The following is a 26,211-nucleotide window of genomic DNA, read 5'->3' on the forward strand; positions in this document are numbered from 1 at the left end:
GGCCGTTGTCAAAGCTCAAAACAGGGTGACGACAAACTCACACCGCTTTACGCTGTACAGGCTCGAATCGCCTGAGTACCATTTGGCCTCTGTGCGGTGTCGGCGCTTGATGCAAAATAGCGTGATCGCGCTCGGTTTTGAAAAAAACTCTCGTATTCAAAAACACAGATAGTTGATATCACAATTTGGCTGGTGAGGAATAAACGGATGATCACAGGCAGCATCGTCGCCCTGGCGACGCCTATGAAGGTCAATGGCGACATCGACTGGGAGGCGCTTCGTCGTCTGGTGAACTTCCATCTCGAAAATGGCACCGATGCCATTGTCGCCGCTGGCACCACGGGCGAACCGACTACCATGTCGTTTGCGGAGCACTTTGACGTGATTCGTAGCGTGGTGGAAGAGGTCAATGGCCGTATACCGGTCATAGCCGGTACCGGCTCGAACAACACCACCGAAGCAGTGGAGTTGACCCGCTACGCGAAAGAGGTGGGTGCAGATTACTGTCTGACGGTGGCTCCCTACTACAACAAGCCTACTCAGGAAGGCCTGTTTCAGCACTTCAAGGCCACCGCCGAGGCCAGCGACCTGCCGGTCATTCTTTACAATGTGCCTAGCCGCACCTGCTCGGATATCTATAACGAGACCGTGTTACGTCTGGCCGAAGTTGATAATATTATCGGTTTAAAAGACGCCACGGGGAACCTAGAGCGTGCTGAAGATCTAATTACTCGCCTAAAGGGCAGTGGCTTTATGCTCTACTCCGGCGACGATGCGACTGCCTGCGATTTTATGTTGATGGGGGGGCATGGCGATATCTCAGTAACCGCCAACGTTGCTCCTCGGGCGATGCATGAGCTTTGCACGGCAGCCGTCGCCGGTGATGCCGATAAGGCACACCAGATTAATACGCGTTTGATGCCGCTGCACACCAATCTGGGTATAGAGTCGAATCCTATTCCGGTGAAGTGGGCGCTGAATCGTATGGGGTACGCGGACGCGGGTATTCGCTTACCGTTAACCTGGCTGTCGGAAAAGTACCACGCCACAGTGAGCGAAGCGCTTCAGCTGGCGGGCGTCGTAGAGGAGTAACCCGACGCAATACCCTTTGCTACCCAGCTCATCTACCGCTGAGCTGGGTACCTGATTTGTTGACTTAAGGTGGCTTGATGAGCTCTGTGCTTGAAATACGTGCGCTTAAATGGGTTCCGCTGGCACTCGCAGCGGCTGTCGCGCTCTCTGGTTGTGCGCGGGATGGTTTTTACCACGACCGTAACCTGGACTACACCGAGGCCGCACCAGCGCCGCCTTTGGTGCTGCCAGAGACCCGCAATACCCAACGCTACCGTGATGCGCTGCCGGTTCCTCAAGCCGCCACCCAAGGGACACGGCTTGACGAAGCGGCAGAAATTCGTCCACCTCAGTCATTGGCGATTGGTAGTGGGATGGAGCCTGAGTATGTCGAGCGTCGCGAAGTGGGCGATCAAACCTGGCTAGTGGTGGCCGCCGATACCGGTACGGTGTGGCCGCAGTTGGAAGAGTTTGTACGTACTCGTCAGTTGGAAGTGCTGCAGAGTAGCGCTTCCCAGGGCGTTATCGTCACGCCCCAGGCGGAAATTCGCCTGCAAAGTGCACTACGCGCAGGTAGCAGCGAAGTTCGCTGCGAGCGCGGCGGGCAAACCATGGCGAGCTGTCTCGATGCGCTAGAGAGCCATTTAAGCGCGCGCAGTGCATCTGCCAGCGTCTCCTCTTCCTGGACGGCTCAGCGTCTGACCGATGAGCAGACATTGCAGATCCGCCAGCAGGGCGACGAATGGGAAGTGGTTATTCCACAGCCGGTTGATCGAGTATGGGCCGAGCTGAACCACTATCTTGAGCTGGATTTTGCCCAGGAAGGCCAGCGAGATTTGCTCGCCGCCGACCCCGCCAGTCATGAGTTTATGGTTGAGTACATGACTGAAACCGAGCGTAACCGCAACCCGCTGCAAATCGTCTTCAGCCCAGATGTGCGCAAAATGTCCCAGCAGATCCGTCTTGCCCTGCAGCCTAACGGCGACCAGACGATTCTGCGTGCCATCAATGCCAGCGAGCGGGCATTCAGCGCAGATGATCAGCGCGAGCTGCTTGAGCGTGTCTCCGGCTATTTACGTTAATTTGTTGACCCTTCACCCCTTACGGAGCCCCCATGGAAAAGCGCCAAGAACTCTACGCCGGTAAGGCGAAATCTGTGTATACCACCGACGATCCGGATTTGTTGGTGCTCAATTTTCGTGATGACACCAGCGCCTTTGATGGCAAAAAAGTGGAGTCGCTGGCCCGCAAGGGAATGGTCAATAACATCTTTAACGCCTTCATTATGGAGCGGCTGCAGGAAGCGGGTATTCCTACCCACTTCGAAAAGCAGCTATCCAATACTGAGAGTCTGGTCAAGAAGATGCAGATGATCCCGGTGGAGTGCGTGGTGCGCAACATCGCCGCGGGTGGCTTGGTAAAACGGCTCGGTGTAGAAGAGGGGATTGCCCTTACGCCACCTACCTTTGAATTGTTCCTGAAGAACGATGAGAAGGGCGACCCGATGATCAATGAGTCGCTGGCGGAGACCTTCGGTTGGGCAACGCCTGAGCAGTTAGCCAAGATGAAAGCGCTAACCTTCAAGGTTAACCATATCCTCAAAGCGCTGTTTGCTGAGGGCGATATGCTGCTGGTGGATTACAAACTTGAGTTTGGTGTATTCAAAGGCGAGGTGGTGCTGGGAGATGAGTTCTCTCCAGATGGTTGCCGCCTTTGGGACGCCAACACCCGTGAAAAGCTCGATAAAGATCGCTTCCGTCAGGGATTGGGCGGTGTGATCGAGGCGTATGAGGAAGTTGGCCGCCGCTTGGGCATTACCTTCCCTGCCTGATAACGCCAGGCTTTTGCCATTATTCGGCGTAAGGTTCGATAGCCATCACCTCTAAGGTGGTGGCTTCGCCTTTCTGGCGAGGGCAAAACTTAACGTCCACATCGCGCAGGCGTACGCCGTAAAGGCGCTCAGACTCCCTATCCTTTTGCTTATAAGCGGGCCTTGGGTCTTGGCTTAGCACCTGCTCAATTAATGCCAGTAGGGTGGCACTGTCCTGGCGCTGGGCGAGCGTATCAAGCGCCGTTGGATGAAAGGTGACAGCCAGCAGTGACGGTGTCTCGGGGGCAAATCCGGCCTGTGCGTTAGGATGAGATTCGGCCCACGGCAGATAAGGCTTGATATCGACCACCGGGGTGCCGCTGACTAAGTCGCAGCCCTGGAGCTGCAGGGTAACGCCGTGCTGGGTGTCGATACCGACTAATCTCACCAGTGAGAGCCCCAGGCGGTTAGGGCGGTGGGTGCTGCGACTGGCAAAAACCCCCACCTTTTTATTGCCCCCCAAGCGCGGCGGCCTTACCAGCGGCGACCAGCGCTCAGGGCTTTGATGAAAAATAAAGCTCAGCCACAGGTGGCTGAAGTCTTCCAAACCGCGCACCGCGAGTGGGTCGTTGTAGGGCGCAGTGAGTACAAGCCGGGCATCGGCCGCGGGGGCGAGCCCCGGCTGGCGGGGAATACCGAATTTATCGGGGTAGTCGCTAACCACATGACCAATGGGCGTCAGCGTAAAGTGCTCGCTGTTAGGGGCATCGTCCATCACACTGCCTTCTGCTGGGGTTGATTCGCGTAGAATTGATCCAAGTAGTATAAAGCAGGCCAATGGCTTAAGCGTGACCAAATGGGGCGTGATCGAATGTGTCTTGATCAAATGATAGCTGAACAGCTCAGAGGTGACGCATGACCAATACCGAGGAGCAGCAAGCGCCAACCAGTACGCGAATAACCTATCGCGCGGCGCTAGCACGGGATGCCGCCGACCAAGCGGAAGTGTTTTATCACGCTGTTATGCAGGGAGCGGCCACGCATTACACGCTGGATGAGCGGCGTGCGTGGGCCAATGCGTTGCCCCGCGAAGGCAGTGCATGGGGAGTGCGCCAAGCGCTCTACACAACCCTAGTGGCTACCTGTGATGGTCGCTGCGTGGGGTTCCTGGAGTTGGATTTAGTCGCTGGGCGGGTTGAAACACTCTACGTATGGCCCTCATTAGCCGGTCGCGGTATCGGTACCACGCTGCTGGTACATGCCGAACGGCTGCTGCTTGAGCAGGGAAAGGGGCAAATCGAGATAGAGGCGAGTTCAATGCTCTATGAGCGCCTGCTGCGCCGTGGTTGGAAAAACCACGGCGAGGAGTGGGTCGAGCGAAGCGGGGAGCGACTGCTGCGTTATAAACTTTCCAAATCGCTTAATGCTGTTGAAACCTAATCATCAAACGCTATAGCTGCGGGTAATGCGCATGGAAAGATCGATCGAGGCGATGTCCTTGGTCAGTGCGCCGCTCGATATACAGTCAACACCGGTATCGGCAATTGCCCGCAGGGTGGCAGCATCCACATTGCCTGAAGCTTCCAGGGTGGCTCGGCCGCCGTTAATTTCCACGGCAACGTGCAGGTCTTCGATGGCGAAATTGTCGAGCATGACAATATCAGCTCCCGCGGCCAATGCCTGATCCAACTCTTCAAAGGTTTCTACCTCGACTTCCACGGGCAGGTCGTTGGCTAACTTGCGCGCTTGCGCAACCGCCGCTTGAATGCCTCCACAGGCGGCAATATGGTTCTCTTTGATCAAAAACGCGTCCCATAGGCCAATGCGGTGGTTGTGGCCGCCGCCGCAGGTGACCGCATATTTCTGCGCCAAGCGCATGCCGGGCAGCGTTTTACGCGTATCAAGCAGGCGAACGCCGGTGCCTTCAATCAGGTCGACATATGCGCGGGTGGCGGTGGCGGTGGCAGACAGCGTTTGCAATACGTTAAGCGCCGCTCGCTCGCCGGTAAGCAGGACACGGGCGGGGCCTTCCAGGGTTAAGAAACACTGCTCAGCCTCTAGCTTATCGCCGTCAGCGGCGTGCCAGGTCAGACTTACCCGACTATCCAAGCGGCGAAACAGCTCATCTACCCAGGGTGCTCCGCACAGTATGGCGGCTTCACGGGTAATAACGTCGGCGCTGGCCCACTGGTGTTCAGGGATCAATTGCGCGGTAATATCACCCGGGCCAACGTCTTCTGACAGCAAGCGGGCGGCGCTGGCGCGGATTTCTTCAGCAAGAGCGGATTGATAATGCATGGCCGTGGATTCCCTGAACGTCGTCTTCGATGACGGGCATTGTAGTGAAAAACAGCGGTGAAGGTGAAAGAGAACAGAGAAAGAGAGCGCTAACGTAAAGGAGCCCTTGCCAGTGGAAAATAAACAACCCCTTGACGGGTGGTGGGAAAGCGCGCGTAAAGTCGTTTCACCGAACTGTGACCCTCGGCCCACCGGTGAGGTGTCGTTGCTAGTGATTCATGCGATCAGTCTTCCGCCTGGTCAGTTTAGTGGTAATGCTATTGAAGCGCTATTTACCAATCAATTGGCGGTAGACGAACATCCATTTTTCGCCGAAATTGCCCACTTAAGAGTCTCCGCACACCTGCTTATCCGTCGCGATGGTGAGTGCGTGCAGTTTGTTGATACAGATCAGCGTGCTTGGCATGCTGGGCGCTCCAACTGGTGGGATGCTCGCCAGCTAAGCTGGCGAAAGGCGCTCAACGATTTCTCGGTGGGGATTGAACTTGAAGGGGATGACGTTACCCCCTATCGCAAAGCACAGTATGACACTCTGGTGGAAGCAGTGGTGTGGCTAATGGCGCGCAACCCTCAGCTAGATAGCAGTCGTATTACCAGCCATGCCCATGTGGCGCCGCTGCGCAAAACGGATCCTGGTCCGGCGTTTGATTGGGCGTATTTCCAGCAACTGCTGACATCGCGTGTTGAGCGTTAGCGGTTCGATTACGTTTTTCCCCGTGTGCTAAGTATTTCACTAATAACGCAATAAAACGGTAGTTTAATTACATCGGATGACTATTTGGTCGCAATGGCAAATGCTCTATGAATTGCTTATGTTGCAGTGCAATAGTTTGTTTTCGATAGGCTTTTCCGCTGCGACGGAATTGGCAGCGTGGCGACTTTGAGGTATCTTCGCCTATACAAAAGGCTAACTTCTAAGAGAATTGTGTAGCTTTACTACATCAATAGTTACGTAGCTTGTTGAATGTAGAGCTAAAACCCCTATCCGGCGTTTAATCACCGGCTGAATGTTGGCGCGTGGTGTAGTGCCACGCCGCCGCCCCAGGCCCTTCAGGGTAGCGGGGATTTTTGTCATTTATCGTCATTCGGAGAGACCTCTATGAGTCTGGAGACAAGAGAAGATCTCGATCCGATCGAAACCACGGAATGGATTGATTCCCTGGAATCGGTATTGGATCGTGAGGGCGAAGATCGTGCCCGCTACCTGATGACCCGCCTGGCGGATCGCCTGCGCCGGGACGGCATGAAGGTGCCCTTCTCGGTGACGACCCCGCACCGTAATACGATCCCGGTTCACCGCGAAGCACCGATGCCTGGCGACCTGTTCATGGAGCGCCGTATCCGCTCCTTGATCCGTTACAACGCCATTGCCCAGGTGATTCGTAATAACCGCGCCAAGCCGGGCCTGGGTGGTCACATTGCCAGTTTTATGTCCTCGGCCACCCTGTATGACGTGGGCTTTAACCACTTCTTCCGCGCCCCTCAGGGCGATTTTGCCGGTGACCTGATTTATATCCAGGGCCACGTAGCACCGGGCATCTACGCACGTTCCTATTTGGAAGGGCGTCTATCGGAAGAGCAGATGGACAGGTTCCGCCAGGAAGTCGATGGCGATGGCCTCTCGTCCTACCCGCACCCGTGGTTAATGCCGGACTACTGGCAGTTCCCCACGGTCTCCATGGGGCTTGGCCCGATTCAAGCGATCTATCAAGCGCACGTGATGAAGTACCTGCATCACCGTGAGCTGAAGGATATGTATGACCGCAAGATCTGGTGCTTCATGGGCGACGGCGAGTGTGACGAGCCGGAATCCCTGGGCGCCATTTCACTGGCGGGGCGCGAAAATCTCGACAACCTGATCTTCGTCATCAACTGCAACCTTCAGCGCCTTGACGGCCCGGTACGCGGCAACTCGCGGGTGATGGACGAATTCGAAGGCGTCTTCCGTGGCGCGGGCTGGAACGTGATCAAGGTCGTCTGGGGGCGTCACTGGGATCCGCTGTTCGAGAAGGATAAGAAAGGCATCCTTCAGAAACGCATGGACGAAGCGGTCGACGGCGAGTACCAGAACTACAAAGCCAACGGCGGCGCTTACACCCGTGAGCACTTCTTTGGCAAATATCCAGAAACCGAGGCGATGGTCAAAGACCTCTCCGACGAAGATATCTGGAAGCTCAACCGCGGTGGCCACGATCCGTTCAAGGTTTACGCGGCGTATAACGAGGCGGTTAACACCTCCAACGGCAAGCCCACGGTCATCCTGGCGCACACCGTTAAAGGTTACGGTATGGGTAGCGGCGATGGCGAAGCGGCCAACGAAGCGCACCAGGTCAAGAGCATGGAGTATGAAGCGCTCAAGACCTTCCGCGATCGCTTCGGTATTCCGTTAACCGACGAGCAGCTCAAAGACGTGCCGTACTACAAGCCGGAAGACGACTCTCCCGAGCTCAAGTACATGCACCTGCAGCGCGAGCGTCTGGGCGGCTACTTACCCAGCCGTCAAAGCGACTTCGAGGCGCTGGAGATCCCCAGCCTCGAAGACAAGACCTTTGCCTCGCAAATGGGCGGCTCGAAGGGGCGTGAAGTCTCGACCACCATGGCGTTTGTGCGGGTGCTTAACGGCTTGGTCAAAGATAAGACGCTGGGCAAGAAGGTGGTGCCGATTATCCCTGACGAAGCGCGTACCTTCGGTATGGAAGGCATGTTCCGTCAGTTGGGTATCTACACCTCGGAAGGTCAGAAGTACGAGCCGGTGGATAAAGGCCAGATCATGTTCTACCGCGAGGATCAGAAAGGTCAGATTCTCGAAGAGGGCATTACCGAAGCAGGCGCCATGTCGGCCTGGATCGCCGCGGCGACCTCCTATAGCAACAACAACGTCACGCTGCTGCCGTTCTACATCTACTACTCGATGTTTGGCTTCCAGCGCATTGGCGATCTGGCCTGGGCGGCGGGTGACCTGCAAGCCCGTGGCTTTATGGTCGGCGGCACCGCAGGGCGCACCACGCTTAACGGCGAAGGTCTGCAGCACCAGGATGGTCACAGCCTGATTCAGGCCTCCACCATCCCCAACTGCCGCAGCTACGACCCGACCTATGCCCATGAAGTCGCCGTGATTCTGCAGGATGGCCTGAAGCGCATGTTCACCGACAAGGAGAACTGCTTCTACTACCTGACGGTGATGAACGAGAACTACGAGCACCCTGCGCTGGAAAACGTGCCCGCCGACGATATCGTTAAAGGCATGTACCTACTGCGCGAAACCAAGGGTGACAAGGGCCGCGTTCAACTGCTGGGCTCTGGCACCATTCTGCGCGAAGTGGAAGCTGCCGCTGAGTTACTTGAGAACGATTGGGGCATCGGCGCCGACATCTGGAGCGTGACCAGCTTTAACGAGCTGCGTCGTGAAGCGCTGCTGCTGGATCGTGAAGCCTTCCTGAACCCAGACGCCGAGGCCAACAAGCCTCACGTCACACAGTGCCTGGAAGGGCGCGACGGCCCGGTGATCGCGTCGACCGACTACATGAAGCTGTATGCCGATCAAGTGCGTGCCTGGGTACCGGGTGACTACACTGTACTGGGTACCGATGGCTTTGGCCGTTCAGACACCCGCGAGAAGCTGCGCTACTTCTTCGAAGTAGATCGCTACTTCGTGACCGTGGCGGCGCTACGTGCGCTGGCTGAGCGTGGCGAGATTGATCGCAAGCAGGTTGGTGAAGCGCTTAAGAAGTACGGCATTGATGCCCATAAGCCTAACCCGCTGACTAGCTAAACCGCTGACCGGTGGGCGGTGGCCCACCGGCTCGATCCGATTTGGAAGGAGCGCGACCTTGAGTAGCGAAATCATCAAAGTTCCCGATATCGGTGGCGATACCGATGTCGAAATCATCGAGATTGCGGTGTCAGAAGGCGACGTCATTGAAGCGGAAGACACCCTAATCACGCTGGAATCCGACAAAGCCAGCATGGACGTACCGGCCCCGAAAGGCGGCAAGGTACTCAAAGTGCTGGTCAAAGAAGGCGATAGCGTCTCGGAAGGTGACGATATCGTTGAGCTGGAAGTCGAAGGTGGCGGCGACGAGAAACAAGAGAGCTCGTCTGACAGCCAGCCTGAAGAGGCCCCAGCGAAGCAAGAAAAACCCAAAGAGCCGTCTCAAGAGCAGAAGCCCGCAGCTAAAAAGGCCGCCGGCGGTAAGCAGACGGTGGATATCAAAGTGCCTGATCTCGGCGGCTCGGACAGCGTCGAAATTATCGAAGTCGCGGTCAGCGAAGGCGATGAGATTGAGGCCGAAGACACCTTGATCACGTTGGAGTCTGACAAAGCCTCCATGGACGTGCCCAGCCCCCATAGCGGTAAGATCGTCAGTTTTACCGTGAAAGAGGGTGACACCGTCTCTGAAGGCGATGTCATCGGCCAGATGGAGATCGTCGGCGAGGGCGGCGACAGCGAAGACGCACCGGAAGAGAGCTCTTCTCCAAAACCGTCCTCTAGCCAAGCCAGTAGCGAGCCGGAAGAAACGGCTGAAGATGATCAGGAAGAGGCCGCTAGCGGCGAGCCGGAGCGCAAAGAGATTCGCGTACCGGATCTTTCTGGCTCCTCTGATGTGCCGATTATCGAGATCGGCGTAGCGGCAGGTGACGAAGTCAACGAAGAAGACCCGTTGATCACCCTAGAGTCTGATAAAGCCTCTATGGACGTGCCCAGCCCCTACAAAGGCAAGCTTCTTGAGCTGACCGTTAAAGAGGGCGACACCGTCTCTGAAGGCGATGTGATCGGCTATATGGAAGTGGCGGGTGCCAAAAAAGCGGCACCGAAAAAGGCCGCACCAGAAAAAGCCTCGCAGAGCAGTGACAGCAAGGACAGCGCTAAACCGTCTGAATCTCCGGCCGGTACCCCCAGCCCGGAAGCACAGATGGCTGCCCATAAGCCCCGGGATGGCAAGCTGGTGCACGCCGGCCCTGCGGTACGCATGCTGGCTCGTGAACTAGGCGTCGACTTGGGACTCGTTAAACCCAGCGGCCCGAAAGATCGCGTGCTCAAAGAGGACGTACAGTCCTATGTGAAGCAGGCGATTGCCAATCAGGGTAAAGCCCAGCCAGGTGCGGCAGCCGCGGCTACTGGCGGCGCGGGTATTCCGCCCATTCCGGAAGTCGACTTCAGCCAGTTTGGTGAAGTGGAAGAGAAGCCGATGGGGCGTCTGCTCAAGATGGGCGCGACCAACCTGCATCGTAGCTGGCTCAATGTGCCCCACGTTACGCAATTCGACGAAGCGGACATCACCGAGCTGGAAGCTTTCCGCAAGGCGATGAAGGCGGAAGCGGAAGCCCAGGGCGCCAAGCTAACGCCGCTGCCGTTTATGGTCAAAGCCTGTGCCTTTGCGCTGCGTAAATTCCCGCAGTTCAATGTCAGTCTGAAGGGTGACGGTGAAACCCTGGTATGGAAGAACTACGTCCATATCGGTATTGCCGTGGATACGCCTGACGGTCTGATGGTGCCAGTAGTGCGCAACGCCGATAACAAATCCTTGATCGAGATTGCCAAGGAGATGGCGGAGCTAGGCAAGAAAGCCCAGACCAAAAAGCTCAAGCGTGACGAGATGACCGGTGGCTGCTTCACCATTTCGAGCCTCGGTTCGATTGGTGGCACGGCGTTTACACCGATCGTTAACGCGCCGGAAGTGGCTATTCTGGGCGTGTCCAAAGCGCAGATGAAGCCGGTTTGGGATGGGAGTGCCTTCCAGCCGCGCCTGATGATGCCGCTGTCGCTCTCCTACGATCACCGTGCGATCAACGGCGCCGATGCGGCACGCTTTACCGCCTTCCTGGCCGATGTGCTCACCGACATTCGTCGCTTACTGCTGTAATTGGTAGCGATGTGCTTTCACAAGCGGCGCCCCTAGGGGCGCCGCTTGTGTTTACTAAACGTAAATGCTGCCTAAACCTCTCGCAGGGCGACCAAAGTGGTAGATTTAGGGCATTTGGCTGTTTTAATTTAAAAAAATTGAAACAAAAGCGGGTTTCTCAGGCTTTTGGGGAGTTGTGTCGCTTGAGAGGCGCGGTTATTGTCAGTTAACAGAATTCACATACTCATTTTTCGAACTCTTTTTTCATACCAAGAACTTCAAGGAGCAGTGCCATGCGTTTAATCCTGTTGGGTGCCCCCGGCGCGGGGAAGGGGACTCAAGCTCAGTTTATTTGTGAGCAATTTAAGATTCCTCAGATTTCCACCGGGGATATGCTGCGCACGGCCATTAAAGATGGCACTGAGCTGGGCTTGAAAGTAAAAGAGATCATGAACAGTGGTGGCCTGGTGTCCGACGACATCATCATTGACTTGGTCAAAGAGCGCATCAGTCAGCCTGACTGCGAAAATGGCTTTCTGTTCGATGGTTTCCCACGCACGATCCCCCAGGCCGACGCCATGAAAGAGGGCGGCGTTAAGCTAGATCACGTGGTGGAAATTGCCGTACCCGATGAAGAGATCGTCAGTCGATTGGCGGGACGCCGTGTGCACCAAGCATCGGGCCGGGTTTATCACGTTGAGCACAATCCGCCCAAAGAGCCAGGCAAGGATGATGTGACCGGTGAAACGCTTATTCAGCGTGAAGATGACCAAGAGTCCACGGTGCGTAATCGCCTATCCGTTTACCACGATCAAACGGCCCCGCTGGTCGATTACTATCAGCAGTGGGCCAAGCAGGATCCCCAGAGCGCGCCCCAGTACCACCGCATTGAAGGCGTTGGCAGTGTGACGGATATTACCCGCCAGGTTAAAGAAGCCCTTAGCTGATAAGAGCCCTCAGTTGATAATAACCTTTAGCTGATTTTACGCCTTTGCCGATGGCCCGCCTAATGCGGGTCATCGTCGTATTGGCGTGACAAAGGTATAATGCCGCAACCTTTCTTTCGAGTGGCCACTTGCTATGCCGTTACATCTGCTTGCCCTGGACGCCTCTTCAAGCGCCTGTTCTGCAGCCTTACTGCGCCAGGGTGATTCGGGCACTGAGTGCCTGGCGCGCTTCGAGATGACGCCCCGCGCCCATACCCGCAGGCTGCTGCCGATGGTGGACGAAGTGCTTGCCGAAGCGCAGGTAACCCCTTCCCAGCTTGATGCCGTTGCGTTTGGCCGGGGGCCGGGTTCGTTTACCGGACTGCGTATCGCGGCGGGGGCAGCCCAGGGGTTGGCGTTTGGTTTGGACTGCCCGTTGCTGGGGGTGTCTACTTTAGAGGCGCTGGCCCTTCAGGCCCATCGTCGCTATCACCTCCGCCACGTGGTGACTGCCTTAGATGCCCGCATGGGCGAGGTGTACGCCGCGACGTGGCACTGCCTAAAAGACACTATTACTCCGATGAGCGCCGAGGCGGTGCTGGCCCCTGAGTCGCTGCGTCTGCCAGGCGACGAAACCGACTGGGTAGGTGTAGGCAGCGGCTTTACGCTGTGGGAGCGCTTCACTGTCGATGTACAGCTTAGCATGCCCCAGCACTTGGATGATTTAGAGCCCCGCGCCGAAGAGATGGCGTGGCTGGCGGCGCGTGATTTTGCCGCTGGGTTGGGGCAGGCCGCGCACTTGGTTCAGCCGGTTTATCTGCGCAACGACGTTGCCTGGAAAAAGCCCGCATGAGCGATGTTGAGGCCGATGTTGAGAGCATCGTTCTGCCTGACGGCCTGCGCTTGGTGCAGGGCGATGAGGGGTTGGCGCTGGTCGGTGATGAAAAACGCTACGGCAAGCCGCTCAGCGTTGATTTTGTGGCGGGCAAAGCGGCCCATCGGCGCCGCTTTGGTGGTGGGCGTGGTCAGCTGGTCGCAAAGGCCTGTGGGCTTTCCAAGGGCGTGACGCCCTGCATCGTTGATGCTACGGCAGGGTTGGGGCGGGATGCGTTTGTATTGGCCAGCCTAGGTGCCCAGGTGTTGTTAATTGAGCGGGTTGCAGCGATTGCAGCGCTGCTGGAGGATGGCCTGAAACGTGCCTCCAGGCATAGCGATACAGTGGATATTGTTGCCCGCATGACACTGCGTCATGGGGATGCGGCTCAATTCCTGGCTGAATTGGTTGCCAGTGCTCACTTTTCACCGCAGGTGATACACCTGGATCCGATGTTTCCCCATCGTGAGAAATCAGCGTTGGTGAAAAAAGAGATGCGTCTGTTCCGCGAGTTGGCTGGTGATGATAACGATGCCCCGCGATTACTAGAAGCGGCGTTGGATGTGGCCACTCATCGCGTGGTGGTTAAGCGCCCCCGTAAGGCGCCGCCTATTGCGGGGCCAGTGCCGCAACATACCCTTGAGGGTAAAACCAGCCGCTACGATCTGTATGTACATCGCTCATTAGCACGGTAGCTCGTTAGTGTACTTATCAGTGGCTAAGCAAGGAGCACCCATGCAGAACGCGTGGCGAGAAGGTAATCGATTTACGCTGCTGCCGGAGGCCTCACGCTTTCTGCCCGCTATGTTTGAAGCGGTGCATAATGCGCGGCACTATGTGCTGGTAGAGCTCTACTTGATGGAATCAGGGGAGCTTGCAGATCAAGTCATTGAGGTATTGACTGATGCAGCGCAGCGCGGTGTTCGCGTCTGTTTACTGCTGGATGGCTATGGCTCGATGGGCCTCTCCGGGAGTGATCGCCAGCGCCTGAAGCAGGGCGATGTTCAGCTGCGCTTTTTTAACCCCATTGGTTTCCACTCTTTAGCGCTGAACCTGAGCCGTGACCATCGCAAAATAATGGTTATTGACGGCGAGCTGGCGTTCACCGGTGGCTTTGGCGCGGTGGATGAGTTTTTGAATGCCTGGTACGAAATTGCCCTGCGTATTGAAGGGCCGGTGGTGGCCGATTGGGAACTGCTGTTTCGGCGCCTATGGCATTCGCGGCTGACCCGCGTCGAGAAGGGCGATAGACGCGCGGCGGCTCTCCCAGAGCGTCGTGAGCCTCAGGCGCTTGCCAATGGCGTGCCTGGGCGGGCGATGTCGGCGCGTGGCTATCGTTATCAAGCGATTCGCCACTCATTGCATTATCGGGTCAGCCAGGTAAATGAACGACTCTGGTTATGCACACCCTATTTTGTGCCCACCTTTGCCCTGCGTCGGCGTTTGGTTCGGGCGGCTCGCAGAGGGATAGACGTACGCTTACTGCTACCGGGGGCAAAGCATGATCATCCCAGCGTTCGCTTTGCCGGTCAGCGCTTTTATCACACCATGCTCAAGGCTGGGGTGCGCATTTTTGAGTTTCAGCCGACCTTTATCCACGCTAAATTTGTGCTCGCCGATGAGTGGGTGAGCATTGGTTCGTGTAACTTTGACCACTGGAATCTGCACTGGAACCTAGAGGCAAACCAGGAAGCAATGGATCCGAAGCTCGCGGCGGACGTGCGCGAACTGTTCGAGCGAAACTTTGCCGCCAGCCAGGAGGTAGACGCCGCGGCTTGGGCGGCGCGCCCCTGGAGGCAGCGCGCCCGTGAGTGGATCTATGGCGTGCTGGATGCCATGGTAACGCGGCTTAAATAGTGTCTACGCTAAGTATTTAGCCTAAGCACCTAGCGCTTTTTACCTTTTGCAGGCGTTTTTTTACGCGGTTTGGGTTTGGGCGTTTCCGGTGGCACGCGGTAATGCAGGTAAAGATCCAAAACCAGTTCCGGCAACTGCACTACCAGCGACTCCTGGCGTTCTTGATCTTTAGCCAGCTCGGCCAAGTCCGGCTCATCGTCGAACAGTCCGGAGAGCAGCATAAACGGTAGCAGCAGGGCGGCGGCGGCCTCTTCATCGTCCTGGAACCAAGCGCTCTCGTCGCTGAAGACGCCTTCCATAAAGCCCGCACACCAGTCGCCTATAGGGGTTTCCTCGGCGGGTTCTCCTCCCAACGTTAGTTCAAACGGCAGTTCCGGTAAGCCGCCTTGCTCGAGTACCGCCACCGCGTTGTCGCGTAACAGTGTGAGCAGGGTAATAATCTCATCACGCTCGGCGTCATCGGCGTAGCGAGGCTCACCCTGAAACAGCTCAGTCAGCCACTGGGTCGCCGGTACTTCGCTGGGTGCCACGGCAAGGGCCACTAAAAAGCCATGGGTGGAAATAAGATCCAGGGCGTCTTCATCCACTTGATCCGAGTCAAGGAAGTCGTCCAATCTATCCAACTGCTCATCCTCGAGCAGTGGCTGCGGTGGCGTGTTCGTTTCAGGCGTATCGCTGCGCTCTGCCATGAGTAAAGCCTCGTTAATACAAACGTTCATCAATGGTTACCTATAACGGCTAGTTTATCACTAATGAAGACGTCACCACTGCCTCCTTGGCCTGCCACTGAATTGGCGGCTATGTCGGAAACAGAGTTGCATCAGGCCGCGCGAGTTCGCGTCGAACAAGCGTGGCAGCGCTGCTGTGAAGTGTGCCCAGCGCTGCCAGCCCCAAATGTGTGGTTTAACCTGCGCGGCGCTTCGGCCGGCCAGGCGCATCTTGGCCACGGCGGGTTACGCTTGAACCCGGTGTTACTGAGAGAGAACCGCACGGCGTTTTTTGATGAGGTGATTCCCCACGAAATGGCTCACTGGCTGGTGTTTCATTTGGACAACGGCCCGCGTTTAAAACCCCACGGCCGCGAGTGGAAAACGGTCATGCGCGACCTTTTTGGTTTAGTTCCCAGTGTTACCCATCGGTTTGATATTAAGCAGGCGCAGTCCGCACCTTATCGTTACCAATGCGATTGCCGCTTTCATCAATTTACCCCAAGACGTCATGCTTTAGTGGTAAACGGGCGTCATTATCGTTGCCGACACTGCGCTAAGACCTTGGTCTACAGGCCGGAAGTCGTCTCGTGATTTGTTTATAAATGTTTGTTTTTTAAATAAAAAATGATAATACCAATGTCTAAAGGGAAGCCTGCGCGAGGAGGTTTATGCTAGGGGAACATTAATGGCAGCCGATACGCCCGATAATGGTCAATAAGCCCATAAATAATCGTATCGACTACAGTTTCTTAGAGAGTGCATTTTCACGGACAGAGGCAATTTTATGAGCGATCAACAGAAGGTCTATCCGGTGCGCGACGATTTCGCCGCCAATGCCTGGGCCGATAAAGCCAAATATGAGGCCATGTATCAGCAGTCGATAGACGACCCGGAAGGCTTCTGGGCTGAGCAAGCCAAACGCCTCGACTGGATTAAAGCGCCCAGCAAAATCAAAAACACCTCCTTTGCGCGTGACAATGTCGATATTCGTTGGTTTGAGGATGGCCTGCTTAACGTCAGCGCCAACTGCCTTGACCGCCATCTGGATAAGCGCGGTGACCAGACAGCGATCATTTGGGAAGGCGACAACCCCGATGAGTCCAAACACATTACTTATCGCGAACTCTATGCACGCACGAACCAGCTAGCCAACGCGCTGAAAGAGCTGGGTATCGATAAAGGCGATACCGTTACGCTGTATATGCCTATGATTCCCGAAGCCGCCATGGCTATGTTGGCCTGTTCGCGCATCGGGGCCGTTCACTCGGTTGTCTTTGGTGGCTTCTCGCCGGACGCCGTTGCCCAGCGGGTTATTGGCGCCGACTCCAAGCTGGTGATTACCGCTGATGAGTCGGTGCGCGGTGGTAAGCACGTACCGCTGAAAGAGAACGTGGACGCCGCGCTGACCCGTGACGGCACTGATGTGTGCAAAAACGTCCTGGTGGTGAAGCGCACCGGCGGTGAGATCGAGTGGAAAGAGGGTCGCGATGTCTGGTTTGACGAGCTGGTCGACAAGCAGTCCAACGAGTGTGAACCGGAAGCCATGGGCGCCGAAGACCCGCTATTCATTCTCTACACCTCGGGTTCTACCGGTGCGCCTAAAGGCTTGAAGCACACCACCGGCGGCTACCTGACCTACGCCGCCATGACCCACCAGTACGTGTTTGACTATCAAGAGGGTGAAATCTACTGGTGCACCGCGGACGTTGGCTGGGTTACCGGGCACAGCTATATCGTTTATGGCCCCTTGGCCAACGGTGCGACTACCCTGATGTTTGAGGGCGTGCCCAGCTATCCCACCCATGGCCGTATGGGTGATATCGTTGATAAGCACAACGTTAATATTCTCTATACTGCGCCCACCGCGGTGCGTGCTCTGATGGCCCATGGCGAAAACGTCATGGACTCCAGCAAACGCGATAGCCTGCGGCTGTTGGGCTCCGTGGGCGAACCGATTAACCCGGAGGCCTGGGAGTGGTTCTACCGCGTTATCGGCAACGAAAAATGCCCGATTGTAGATACCTGGTGGCAAACCGAAACCGGCGGCATCATGATTGCGCCGCTGCCGGGCGCTACCCCGCTTAAGCCTGGCTCTGCGACCGTACCGTTTTTCGGTGTGAAGCCCGCGCTGGTCGATAACGAAGGCAATAAATTGGAAGGTGCCACTGAAGGCAACTTGGTCATCCTTGACGCCTGGCCGGGTCAGGCGCGCTCTATTTGGGGTGACCACGAGCGCTATGTTCAGACTTACTTCTCGACCTACGACGGTATGTACTTCACGGGTGACGGCTGTCGCCGCGATGAGGATGGCTACTACTGGATCACCGGACGTGTGGACGACGTGCTGAACGTGTCGGGTCACCGCATGGGCACCGCCGAGATAGAGTCCTCTCTGGTAGCGCACAGCGCCGTTGCAGAAGCAGCCGTTGTTGGTTTCCCGCACGATATTAAGGGACAAGGCATCTATATCTATGTCACCCTGAGTGACGGTATCGAGGCGACAGACGAACTCAAAAAAGAGTTGACCCAGTGGGTGCGCAAAGATATTGGCCCGATTGCTTCGCCGGATGTCATCCAGTGGGCGCCAGGTTTGCCGAAAACCCGCTCGGGTAAAATCATGCGCCGCATTTTGCGCAAGATTGCCGCCAATGAGTGTGATGGTTTGGGTGATACCAGTACGCTGGCCGACCCGTCGGTGGTCGATGAGCTGATTGAGCATCGCGCCAACCAATAATGGCGACAACGCGATAGGCTGTTTAGCCCAATAGAGCTTGTGTGCCGACTCAAAGCCGTGCCGACCTGAGTAGGTCGGCACGGTTGTGTTTATAGAGGCGCGTTTATAGATAAGCGTTTATGGACACGTGTTTCACTTGTGTGAACGATCTATTATAAATTGTGCATGTGATGCTTGGGCATGATGAAGCCCATGGGGTACCATGCTTCACAACCGTAAGAGCCTAGCGTCGCGGCGGCAGACAACCCCGCTGCTCGAGGAACCGGAGGAATATCCATGGCAGTAGCTCATAAGTTTATCGTCGCTGACGATCACCCGCTGTTTCGTGCAGCGCTGACCCAAGCGTTACGCCAGTTGGCCCCCCAGGCGGAAATTGTCGAAGCGGACACCATGGAAGCCACCACTGACGTGGTGAATCGCCACCCAGATGCCGATTTGATTCTGCTGGATCTGCATATGCCGGGAGCCCATGGCTTCTCTGGTTTAATCCAACTGCGTGGTCAAATGCCTGATATCCCCGTTGCGGTAGTGTCTGGTAGTGATGAACCCTACGTGGTTCGTCGTGCTATTGACTACGGCGCGTCGGGTTTTATCCCTAAATCATCGTCTCTACAACTAATTGCTGAAGCCGTCGGCGAAATTCTGCAGGGCGAGGTGTGGTTACCTGAGGCGTTGGCCAACGTGCTGGAAGAGACCAGCGAAGAGGAGTCGCGTTTTGCCGAGGCGATTGCTTCGCTAACGCCCCAGCAATTCCGCGTCTTGAATATGCTGACCGAAGGCCTGCTGAATAAACAGATCGCTTATGAACTGAGCGTCTCTGAAGCCACGATCAAAGCCCACGTGACCGCGATTCTACGCAAGCTGGGCGTACACTCACGTACCCAGGCGGTTATCGCGGCTCAGAAGCTTGAAGTCGAGCCGCCGAAAGTCGTTTCCTAAGCAAGTAGCAAGCAACGACTGTGTTAACCGCGGCGCGCTTAGCGCGCCGCCCGGTTGGCCTGCAACGTGCGCGTCAGTAGCGCCCGTAGTGCCGCCGGTTTAACGGGCTTCAGCAGCAGTTGATAGCCCGCCCGCTTGATCTCTTCAGCCACCGCTTCGGTACGGTCAGCGGTAATCACAATCCCTGGTACCGCCCCCTCAAAACGTTCGCTGAGTGCTTCCAGCGCCATTAAGCCGGTGACTTCGTTATCCAGGTGGTAGTCCGCCAGAATAGCGTCAGGGTCGCCATCCATATTGCGTAGGATCGATTTGGCCCCGCCGATACTGGTGGCGGTAAACACCTCGCAGCCCCAGCCGCTAAGCATGGCGGTCATGCCTTCCAGAATTAGCGTCTCGTTATCGATGCATACAATCCGCGTACCGCTCAGCTTATGGCTGCCGCGCCGCGCATGCGGCTCAAGCTCGGTGCTGGTTGACTCGTGGGCGGTGACAATCGGTACGCTGACTGAGAAAACCGCGCCTTTGCCTACCGTCGAGCGTACCTTGATAGGATGATCCAGCACCCGGCTCATACGGTCGGCAATGGAGAGCCCTAGCCCCAGCCCTTTCTCGCTCTCTTTGTGGCGGGAGACCTGATCCAATCGGCGGAATTCCTGAAAAATTTCGCTCAATTTAGACTCGGGAATGCCGGGGCCGCTGTCCCACACTTCAATAGAGAGCCAGCCATTTTGGCGACGGCAGCCCAACAGCACGCGCCCCTCTTGAGTGTAGCGAATCGCATTGGATAAGAAGTTTTGCACGATACGGCGCAGCATTTGAGGATCTGAGTCCACCCAAAGCTGGGTAGGCACGACTTCTAAATCTAATCCGCGATCGTCCGCCATCACCTCAAATTCGGCGCGTAACGGGCGGAAGATATCCGCTAGGGCAAAGTGACTGCGGCGGGGCGTTAGGGCGCCTGCGTCCAGCTTGGAGATATCCAGCAGGGTGCTTAGCAGTTCCTCGGCGGCCTGCAGCGAGTTATCGATATGGCCAACGATGCGTTGGGTGTCGGTCGTAGTCACGTTCTGCATCAGCGCGGAGGTAAATAGCCGTGCCGCGTTAAGCGGCTGCAGCAAGTCATGGCTGGCCGCGGCCAAAAAGCGCGTTTTGGAAGCGTTGGCATCTTCTGCGAGCTGCTTAGCCTGGCGCAGGGCGAGCTCTGCCTCGGCGCGTACCCGGTTCTCCTGGCGCAACGCCGCGTTGGCTTCAGAGAGCGCCTGGGTACGCTCACGCACGCGCTCTTCCAGGGTTTCATTGGTCTCTTTAAGGGCAATTTCAGCCTGACGGCGTTCGGTAATATCCTGATAGAGCGCAAAGAAGCCCAGGATCGCCTGGCTGTCACCAAAGTGCGGCGTGTAAGTGACCAGCATATAGCGCATGGCTTCATTCACCCGCAGCGAGACTTCAAAGCTGACCCGTTCGCCGTTCAAGGCGCGTGCGACCCATGGCGCGCGCTCCTCCGCCTGCTTAATTGGCAGCACGTCTTCAAAGCGGCGACCAATGACCGCGTTGCGGTCAATATTGAACGCCTGCTCGTAGGCTCGGTTGGTAAATAAGTAGCGGCACTCTTTGTCGAAGTAGGCAATCAACGCGGGCACGTTATCGGTATAGATACGGATATTGTTTTCCGAGCGAATCAGCGCCTCTTCGATGCGCTTTTGCTGGGTAATATCCTGGTAGGTATACACAAAGCCGCCGCCAGGCATTGGGTTGCCCTGCACTTCCAGCACGCTGCCATCCTGGCGGTAGCGCACATAGCGGTGGGGCTGGCCTTCGCGAATATTGTCGAGCAGTAGCTGCACATGCTCTTCCGGGTCACCTGGGCCATACTCGCCGTTGTGGGCGTTGTAGCGGAAGATACGGTCTATGGGGGCGCCAACGCGAATCAGGTGGTCAGGGAAGCGGAAAAGCTCAAGGTAGCGCTGGTTCCACACCACCAGGCGAAGGTTCTGATCGACCACGCTGATGCCCTGGTTAATGTTTTCAATGGTGGCCTGGAGCAGCGCCCGGTTGAACTCCAGCACTTGGGAGGCTTCATCGACAATCGAAATCACATCCGAGATGCCGATACCGCGCCCCTGAAGCGCCGAGTTGACCACGATGCGTGCCGATGAAGCGCCCAGCACTGAAGCCAAAAAGCGTTCGGTGAACTGAATAATATCGATTGAGGCACGAGTGCCGTCGTCCAGTGGTTTACCCACCCGGCGGGCGTAGTCTTCAAAGGCGCGATCGACCTGTCCCGCTCCTAGAAAACGTTCACAAAGAACTTTTAAATCGCCCACGGTGGTCGCCCCGGTCCAGGGGCGGTTGACCGAGGTCTGGCGTGTTTCCACGCTATCCACGAACAGTGAGGCCTGAATACGCTCGACCACTCGCTGGGAGGTAATTTGGGAAACGAAAATGTAGCAGAACAGGTTAACCCCGAGTGACAGCATCACGCCGTGGGTAAAGCTGTCACCCAAGTTGAGGCCGAACAACGTCGTGGGCGAGAGCCAATTGAGCCCCAACGGGCCGCCGTCAAGCCAGCCAATCGGCAGCACACCTGCATTGATCATCGCGGGCATAAGCAGGCTATAGGCCCAGATGGCGAAGCCCGCATTCATACCGACAATCACCCCAAGCCGGTTGCCGCGCTTCCAGTAGAGGCCGCCAATCAGCGCTGGGGCAAATTGCGAGGCGGCGGCAAACGAGAGCATGCCAATCGAGGCCAGCGAGGTAAATTCGGCAATCAGCTGGTAGAAGCCGTAGGCCATGGCCAGTACGGCAACAATGGTTAAACGCCGCGCACGCAGCACCAAGCGCCCATAATCCCGTGCCTTGGTATCAAACCAGCGCAGCCGGAACAGCGCCGGGATAACGATTTCGTTGGAGATCATGATCGACACTGCTACGGCAGCGACAATCACCATGCCCGTGGCCGCCGAGAAACCGCCAATAAAGGTGAGTAGCGTTAACCACTGGTGGCCTGAGGCCATGGATAGAGCCAGTACGTAGGTATCGGGCTCTACGCCGCTTTCGGAAAACAGCAGCAGACCAGCGGCGGCTAAGGGCACCACAAAAAAGGCAATGGCCAGCAGGTAAAGTGGAAACAGCCAGCGCGCTTTCGTGGCGTCGTCAGGGTGAATGTTTTCCACCACTGCCACATGGAACTGACGGGGTAGACACAGAATCGCCAGCATCGCGAGCAGCGTTTGGGCCCAGAAACTTTGGCCAAAATCCTGGTTGGCCAGTTGGCGCTGGAGTTCGAGCTGGCTTTCGGCATGCCCCATCAGCTCACCCAGGCCATCAAACATACCCCAGGTAACAAAGGCGCCAAGCACCACGAAGGCGAGCAGCTTGACCAGCGATTCGAATGCCACGGCGTGGATTAAGCCTTCGTGGTGTTCGGTGGCATCGGTGTGGCGGGTGCCGAATAGAATCGCGAAAATTGCCATCACAATGGCCACATAGAAGGCCGTGTCGCCAAACAACGGCGTATGGGTCACATCGGTGGCATCGGTAAGAACGCTAAAAGTAGTGGAAACTGCTTTTAGCTGCAGGGCAATGTAGGGCAGGGTACCGACCAGGGCAACCAGACTGGCAAAGGCGGCCAGCGACTGGGTTTTGCCGTAACGGGAGGCAATAAAATCGGCAATCGAGGTGACGTTTTGATGTTTGGCAACGCGGATCATCTTGGCCAGCACCGGCCAGAAGAGTAAAAATGTTAAAATCGGCCCGACGAAGATGCTCGCAAACGACCATCCCGCGGTGGCTGCCTGGCCAACCGCGCCGTAAAACGTCCACGAGGTGCAGTAAATGGCCAATGCCAAGCTATAGATGATCGGACGCCGACGGGTGGCGCCGTGGGTACGCGCTCGGCGATCACCGTACCAAGCGATACCGAATAGAACGGCAATGTAGAGTAACGAAACCGCTACCAGTAGCCCGCCGTGAAACATGCCTTTCTCCCCGCCAGAGTGTTTAACGTGCGCCAGTCAAAAGGCTTCATTCTAGGCGAAACAACGGGTCGTGTACGACCGTTTGTACCACGGGCTGTTTATTTGTCTAGGCGCATACGTTGTTGAGTAGCGGTGATGTGTCGCGCAGCGTGCGTATCTCTTCGAGGATAGGGGCGCGGGAGTCTTTATCCAGGGGCACTAGCTCACGGCTCTCGCAGTTGAGTAGATAGGGCTGGGTGATCAAAATATCGGTGTGATGGCGCTCAAACTGATAAAGGATAAATTCCGCTAAACGGGTGTCATCCTGCTCGGTAATACGGATGTTCTCGCTGTCCACCATGCTGAATTTGGTGATCATCGGAATGGCAAAAGTCCATGGGCGCCATACCGCCGTGCTGCTTTCGGTTGAAATGACCGTGGCGGTCTCGGGCAGTTGTGCCTGCTTGTGGTCAAACCAGCTGTACTCCACCTGAACTTGATAGCCCAGCATACCCAGTCCGCCACACACCGGCACTATCCATTTGGGCAAACGTTTGCCGCTCAAATTGCGCAGTATCAGACCAATCCCGGCTGCCGCAAGGCCTGCAAAAACGGCGGCGATCAAGTGCCAAATCATAATTTATCCTTTCAAAAAGCCGTCTATAAAAGCTATCTATAAAAGCCATCGGGCCTCCCTAAGGAAGCCCGATGATGAGGTCGATTCCAAAGCGTTATCGCCGTATGGAGATAACGCATCAGGAAGGAGTATGACTTAGTGGTCTATCGCCATGCCAGCACCTTTCGGATAGCGAACGCTTTCCACCAGATCCTGAATTTCCTGCGGCGGTGCAGCTGTCACTCTGGAAACCGCAAAGGCAACGGCGAAGTTGATCATCGCGCCTACGGCACCGAAGGAGAGCGGCGAGATGCCAAAGATCCAGTTATCCGGCGTGTTTGCCAGCATATTGGTATCCGGCACGAAGAACCAGCCCAGGTAGGTAAAGATGTAAAGCAGGGTGCAAATCAAGCCCGCCAGCATACCGGCGACCGCGCCTGAGCTGTTCATCCGCGTGGAGAAGATACCCATCATCAGCGCGGGGAACAGTGATGCACCGGCGATACCAAAGGCTAATGCCACCGTTTGTGCTGCAAACCCCGGCGGATTAAGCCCCAGGTAAGTGGCCAACAGGATGGCACCACCCATGGAGATTCGCGCTGCCAACATCTCGCCTTTCTCGGTGATCTTGGGATTGATCATGGTCTTGATCAAGTCGTGGCTGATCGCCGACGAGATCGCCAGCAGCAAGCCTGCAGCTGTCGAGAGTGCTGCGGCGATACCACCCGCTGCAATCAAACCAATAACCCAGCCGGGAAGATTGGCAATTTCCGGGTTGGCGAGTACCAGTATGTCATTATTGACGGTTAGCTCGTTGCCTTCCCAGCCACGATCAGAGTAGTCGGCAGCATCATTATACATTTGGATACGGCCGTCATTGTTGAGATCGTTGAAGGTGATAAGGCCTGTTTCTTCCCATGTACGAACCCAATCAGGGCGTTCTTCGTACAGAATCGGGTTTTGCGCAGCCTCTTCGTAGTTTTCAACCTGCCCCGCCATCTCTGGGTACACGGTGGTCGCCAGATTCAGACGTGCCATTGAACCGACCGCAGGAGCCGTGAGGTAAAGCAGGGCAATGAACACCAGCGCCCAGCCAGCAGACCAGCGAGCATCGGCTACTTTCGGGACGGTGAAGAAGCGAATGATAACGTGGGGTAGACCGGCAGTACCGACCATCAGCGACAGGGTAAACAGCACCATGTTGAGTTTGTTGTCCACATCGGCGGTGTAGTCGCGGAAGCCAAGTGCGCTAACCACGTCATCCAATTTAGCCAGCAGCGGAATGCCGGATTCAGTATGCGTGCTGAACATACCGAACATCGGAATCGGGTTGCCGGTTAGTTGGAAGGCAATAAACACCGCAGGAATGGTGTAAGCGATGATTAGAACGATGTACTGGGCTACCTGGGTATAGGTAATGCCTTTCATACCACCAAATACGGCGTAGAGGAAAACGATCAGCGCGGCTAACCAAATACCCCAGGTGTTGCTGACTTCAAGGAAGCGAGAGAACGCTACGCCCGCACCGGTCATTTGACCGATAACGTAGGTAACCGACGCCACAATCAAGCAGACGATAGCCACTAAGCGAGCGGTGTTGCTGTAGAAGCGGTCGCCGATAAAGTCAGGCACGGTGAACTTACCAAACTTACGCAGGTAAGGTGCTAGCAGCATCGCGAGGATAACGTAGCCGCCAGTCCAGCCCATTAGGAAAGTAGAGTTGGCGTAGCCGCCTGAGGCTAGCAGGCCCGCCATGGAAATGAACGATGCAGCTGACATCCAGTCCGCTGCGGTGGCCATGCCATTGGTGATCGGGTGAACCCCGCCCCCCGCGACATAGAAGTCTTTCGTTGAGCCGGCGCGCGCCCAAATCGCAATGCCTATATACAAGGCAAAAGAGGCGCCGACGAACAGTAAGTTAATTGCAAACTGGCTCATACCGGCTTACTCCCCAAGGCCAAATTTTTGATCGAGCTTGTTCATCTTCCAGGCATAGAAGAAGATCAGCACGATAAACGTTAGGATTGAGCCCTGTTGTGCAAACCAGAAGCCAAGATCGGTACCGCCAACCGGAATACCGGCGAGCAGCGGGCGAAAAAGGATAGCGCATCCGTAAGAAACAAATGCCCAAACAGCCAGGCATCCGAAAATTAAGCGGACGTTTGCTTTCCAGTATTCAGCAGCGTTGGTTTTGTCATCTGCCATTGTGTTGCTCTCCACTTGTGATTTTTAAGGTTGGGAAAGTTCACGAGGAATAGCGTGTGGCCCATCAGGGCAATCGCACGTCTAAAGCCACCCTATCGATAGGAGTGGTGAGTCAGCTTCTGTTAGCACATCACCTTATTATTCGATATGAAATGTCGAGTTAGTTAGTGACGTGCGATTACCCTGCATGACTCATTGTTAATACTGGGCAATAAACGTCAAAAAATAAATCCCAGACTTTGGTATCAATAAACGACGAATTGGCTTTTGGTAAGATGCATGTTATTGAAAATACGAGTTTTTAGAGGCTGTTTAAGCGAATTTTGTAGGCGTTTGAAGAGCTATAGGACGATAGTCTAGTGAGCAAAT

At 56.1% G+C, this 26,211-nt stretch carries 21 protein-coding genes; 14 read left to right on the plus strand and 7 right to left on the minus strand.

The window, feature by feature from the left end; all coding sequences use genetic code 11:
* Window positions 1–207: 207 nt before the first annotated feature.
* The 3 genes from dapA to purC all read left to right on the plus strand — a co-directional run bounded on the left by dapA (window position 208) and on the right by purC (window position 2,902).
* The gene (gene dapA / locus AC4EYZ_RS17585; protein ID WP_133732130.1) at window positions 208–1,092 is read left to right on the plus strand and encodes a 4-hydroxy-tetrahydrodipicolinate synthase; all 885 of its coding nucleotides are present in this window, start codon (window positions 208–210) and stop codon (window positions 1,090–1,092) included.
* Between the two features lie 77 nt (window positions 1,093–1,169).
* Window positions 1,170–2,153 carry an NlpB/DapX family lipoprotein gene (locus AC4EYZ_RS17590; protein ID WP_133732131.1) on the plus strand — a complete coding sequence of 328 codons (984 nt, stop codon included), beginning with the start codon at window positions 1,170–1,172 and terminating at the stop codon, window positions 2,151–2,153.
* Between the two features lie 32 nt (window positions 2,154–2,185).
* Complete coding sequence (purC, locus tag AC4EYZ_RS17595) at window positions 2,186–2,902, plus strand: phosphoribosylaminoimidazolesuccinocarboxamide synthase (RefSeq protein ID WP_008955951.1); 717 nt, start codon at window positions 2,186–2,188, stop codon at window positions 2,900–2,902.
* A gap of 19 nt (window positions 2,903–2,921) precedes the next feature.
* On the opposite strand, the gene tsaA is transcribed toward purC, so the two are convergent.
* On the minus strand, window positions 2,922–3,656 hold the full coding sequence (gene tsaA / locus AC4EYZ_RS17600; protein ID WP_474191316.1) for a tRNA (N6-threonylcarbamoyladenosine(37)-N6)-methyltransferase TrmO: 735 nt from the start codon (window positions 3,654–3,656) through the stop codon (window positions 2,922–2,924).
* A 140-nt stretch (window positions 3,657–3,796) separates the two neighbouring features.
* Between tsaA and AC4EYZ_RS17605 the strand changes: the two genes are divergently transcribed.
* Window positions 3,797–4,321, plus strand: coding sequence for a GNAT family N-acetyltransferase (locus AC4EYZ_RS17605; RefSeq protein WP_022522121.1), 525 nt, complete (start codon window positions 3,797–3,799; stop codon window positions 4,319–4,321).
* Between the two features lie 3 nt (window positions 4,322–4,324).
* Here the strand turns inward: AC4EYZ_RS17605 and nadC are convergent, their stop codons facing one another.
* Complete coding sequence (gene nadC, locus AC4EYZ_RS17610) at window positions 4,325–5,179, minus strand: carboxylating nicotinate-nucleotide diphosphorylase (protein ID WP_474191315.1); 855 nt, start codon at window positions 5,177–5,179, stop codon at window positions 4,325–4,327.
* Window positions 5,180–5,291: 112 nt separating this feature from the next.
* Here nadC and ampD point away from each other — a divergent pair, with 112 nt between their 5' ends.
* The 7 genes from ampD to AC4EYZ_RS17645 all read left to right on the plus strand — a co-directional run bounded on the left by ampD (window position 5,292) and on the right by AC4EYZ_RS17645 (window position 14,679).
* Window positions 5,292–5,873, plus strand: coding sequence for a 1,6-anhydro-N-acetylmuramyl-L-alanine amidase AmpD (gene ampD, locus AC4EYZ_RS17615; RefSeq protein WP_022522123.1), 582 nt, complete (start codon window positions 5,292–5,294; stop codon window positions 5,871–5,873).
* A 405-nt stretch (window positions 5,874–6,278) separates the two neighbouring features.
* Window positions 6,279–8,951, plus strand: coding sequence for a pyruvate dehydrogenase (acetyl-transferring), homodimeric type (gene aceE, locus AC4EYZ_RS17620; RefSeq protein ID WP_009287423.1), 2,673 nt, complete (start codon window positions 6,279–6,281; stop codon window positions 8,949–8,951).
* Between the two features lie 58 nt (window positions 8,952–9,009).
* A complete protein-coding gene (gene aceF, locus AC4EYZ_RS17625) occupies window positions 9,010–11,043 on the plus strand; it encodes a pyruvate dehydrogenase complex dihydrolipoyllysine-residue acetyltransferase (protein WP_474191314.1) in 2,034 nt (677 codons plus the stop codon).
* Between the two features lie 272 nt (window positions 11,044–11,315).
* Window positions 11,316–11,969, plus strand: coding sequence for an adenylate kinase (adk, locus tag AC4EYZ_RS17630; RefSeq protein ID WP_009287421.1), 654 nt, complete (start codon window positions 11,316–11,318; stop codon window positions 11,967–11,969).
* 133 nt (window positions 11,970–12,102) lie between these two features.
* Window positions 12,103–12,801: a tRNA (adenosine(37)-N6)-threonylcarbamoyltransferase complex dimerization subunit type 1 TsaB gene (tsaB, locus tag AC4EYZ_RS17635; RefSeq protein ID WP_009287420.1), complete on the plus strand. Its 699-nt coding sequence runs from the start codon at window positions 12,103–12,105 to the stop codon at window positions 12,799–12,801.
* Window positions 12,798–13,517, plus strand: coding sequence for a class I SAM-dependent methyltransferase (locus AC4EYZ_RS17640; RefSeq protein ID WP_009287419.1), 720 nt, complete (start codon window positions 12,798–12,800; stop codon window positions 13,515–13,517). The genes tsaB and AC4EYZ_RS17640 overlap by 4 nt, the downstream gene beginning before the upstream one ends.
* A gap of 40 nt (window positions 13,518–13,557) precedes the next feature.
* Complete coding sequence (locus AC4EYZ_RS17645; protein WP_027958147.1) at window positions 13,558–14,679, plus strand: phospholipase D-like domain-containing protein; 1,122 nt, start codon at window positions 13,558–13,560, stop codon at window positions 14,677–14,679.
* Window positions 14,680–14,708: 29 nt separating this feature from the next.
* Here AC4EYZ_RS17645 and AC4EYZ_RS17650 read toward each other — a convergent pair whose 3' ends face one another.
* On the minus strand, window positions 14,709–15,368 hold the full coding sequence (locus AC4EYZ_RS17650) for a YecA/YgfB family protein (protein WP_022522130.1): 660 nt from the start codon (window positions 15,366–15,368) through the stop codon (window positions 14,709–14,711).
* Between the two features lie 63 nt (window positions 15,369–15,431).
* On the opposite strand from AC4EYZ_RS17650, the gene AC4EYZ_RS17655 reads away from it, so the two are divergent.
* The 3 genes from AC4EYZ_RS17655 to AC4EYZ_RS17665 all read left to right on the plus strand — a co-directional run bounded on the left by AC4EYZ_RS17655 (window position 15,432) and on the right by AC4EYZ_RS17665 (window position 19,062).
* The gene (locus tag AC4EYZ_RS17655; protein WP_027958146.1) at window positions 15,432–15,980 is read left to right on the plus strand and encodes a SprT family zinc-dependent metalloprotease; all 549 of its coding nucleotides are present in this window, start codon (window positions 15,432–15,434) and stop codon (window positions 15,978–15,980) included.
* Window positions 15,981–16,173: 193 nt separating this feature from the next.
* A complete protein-coding gene (gene acs / locus AC4EYZ_RS17660) occupies window positions 16,174–18,123 on the plus strand; it encodes an acetate--CoA ligase (RefSeq protein ID WP_009287416.1) in 1,950 nt (649 codons plus the stop codon).
* Between the two features lie 276 nt (window positions 18,124–18,399).
* A complete protein-coding gene (locus AC4EYZ_RS17665; protein ID WP_007113812.1) occupies window positions 18,400–19,062 on the plus strand; it encodes a response regulator in 663 nt (220 codons plus the stop codon).
* A gap of 38 nt (window positions 19,063–19,100) precedes the next feature.
* On the opposite strand, the gene AC4EYZ_RS17670 is transcribed toward AC4EYZ_RS17665, so the two are convergent.
* From AC4EYZ_RS17670 to AC4EYZ_RS17685, 4 genes are all read right to left on the minus strand, one after another.
* A complete protein-coding gene (locus AC4EYZ_RS17670) occupies window positions 19,101–23,042 on the minus strand; it encodes a hybrid sensor histidine kinase/response regulator (protein ID WP_490203936.1) in 3,942 nt (1,313 codons plus the stop codon).
* Between the two features lie 106 nt (window positions 23,043–23,148).
* Complete coding sequence (locus tag AC4EYZ_RS17675; protein ID WP_474192090.1) at window positions 23,149–23,658, minus strand: hypothetical protein; 510 nt, start codon at window positions 23,656–23,658, stop codon at window positions 23,149–23,151.
* Between the two features lie 135 nt (window positions 23,659–23,793).
* The gene (locus AC4EYZ_RS17680) at window positions 23,794–25,575 is read right to left on the minus strand and encodes a sodium:solute symporter family protein (protein WP_009287414.1); all 1,782 of its coding nucleotides are present in this window, start codon (window positions 25,573–25,575) and stop codon (window positions 23,794–23,796) included.
* A 6-nt stretch (window positions 25,576–25,581) separates the two neighbouring features.
* Window positions 25,582–25,842: a DUF4212 domain-containing protein gene (locus AC4EYZ_RS17685; RefSeq protein WP_007113808.1), complete on the minus strand. Its 261-nt coding sequence runs from the start codon at window positions 25,840–25,842 to the stop codon at window positions 25,582–25,584.
* Window positions 25,843–26,211 lie beyond the last annotated feature (369 nt).

This window comes from Vreelandella sp. 162(4c) (genome assembly GCF_058152265.1).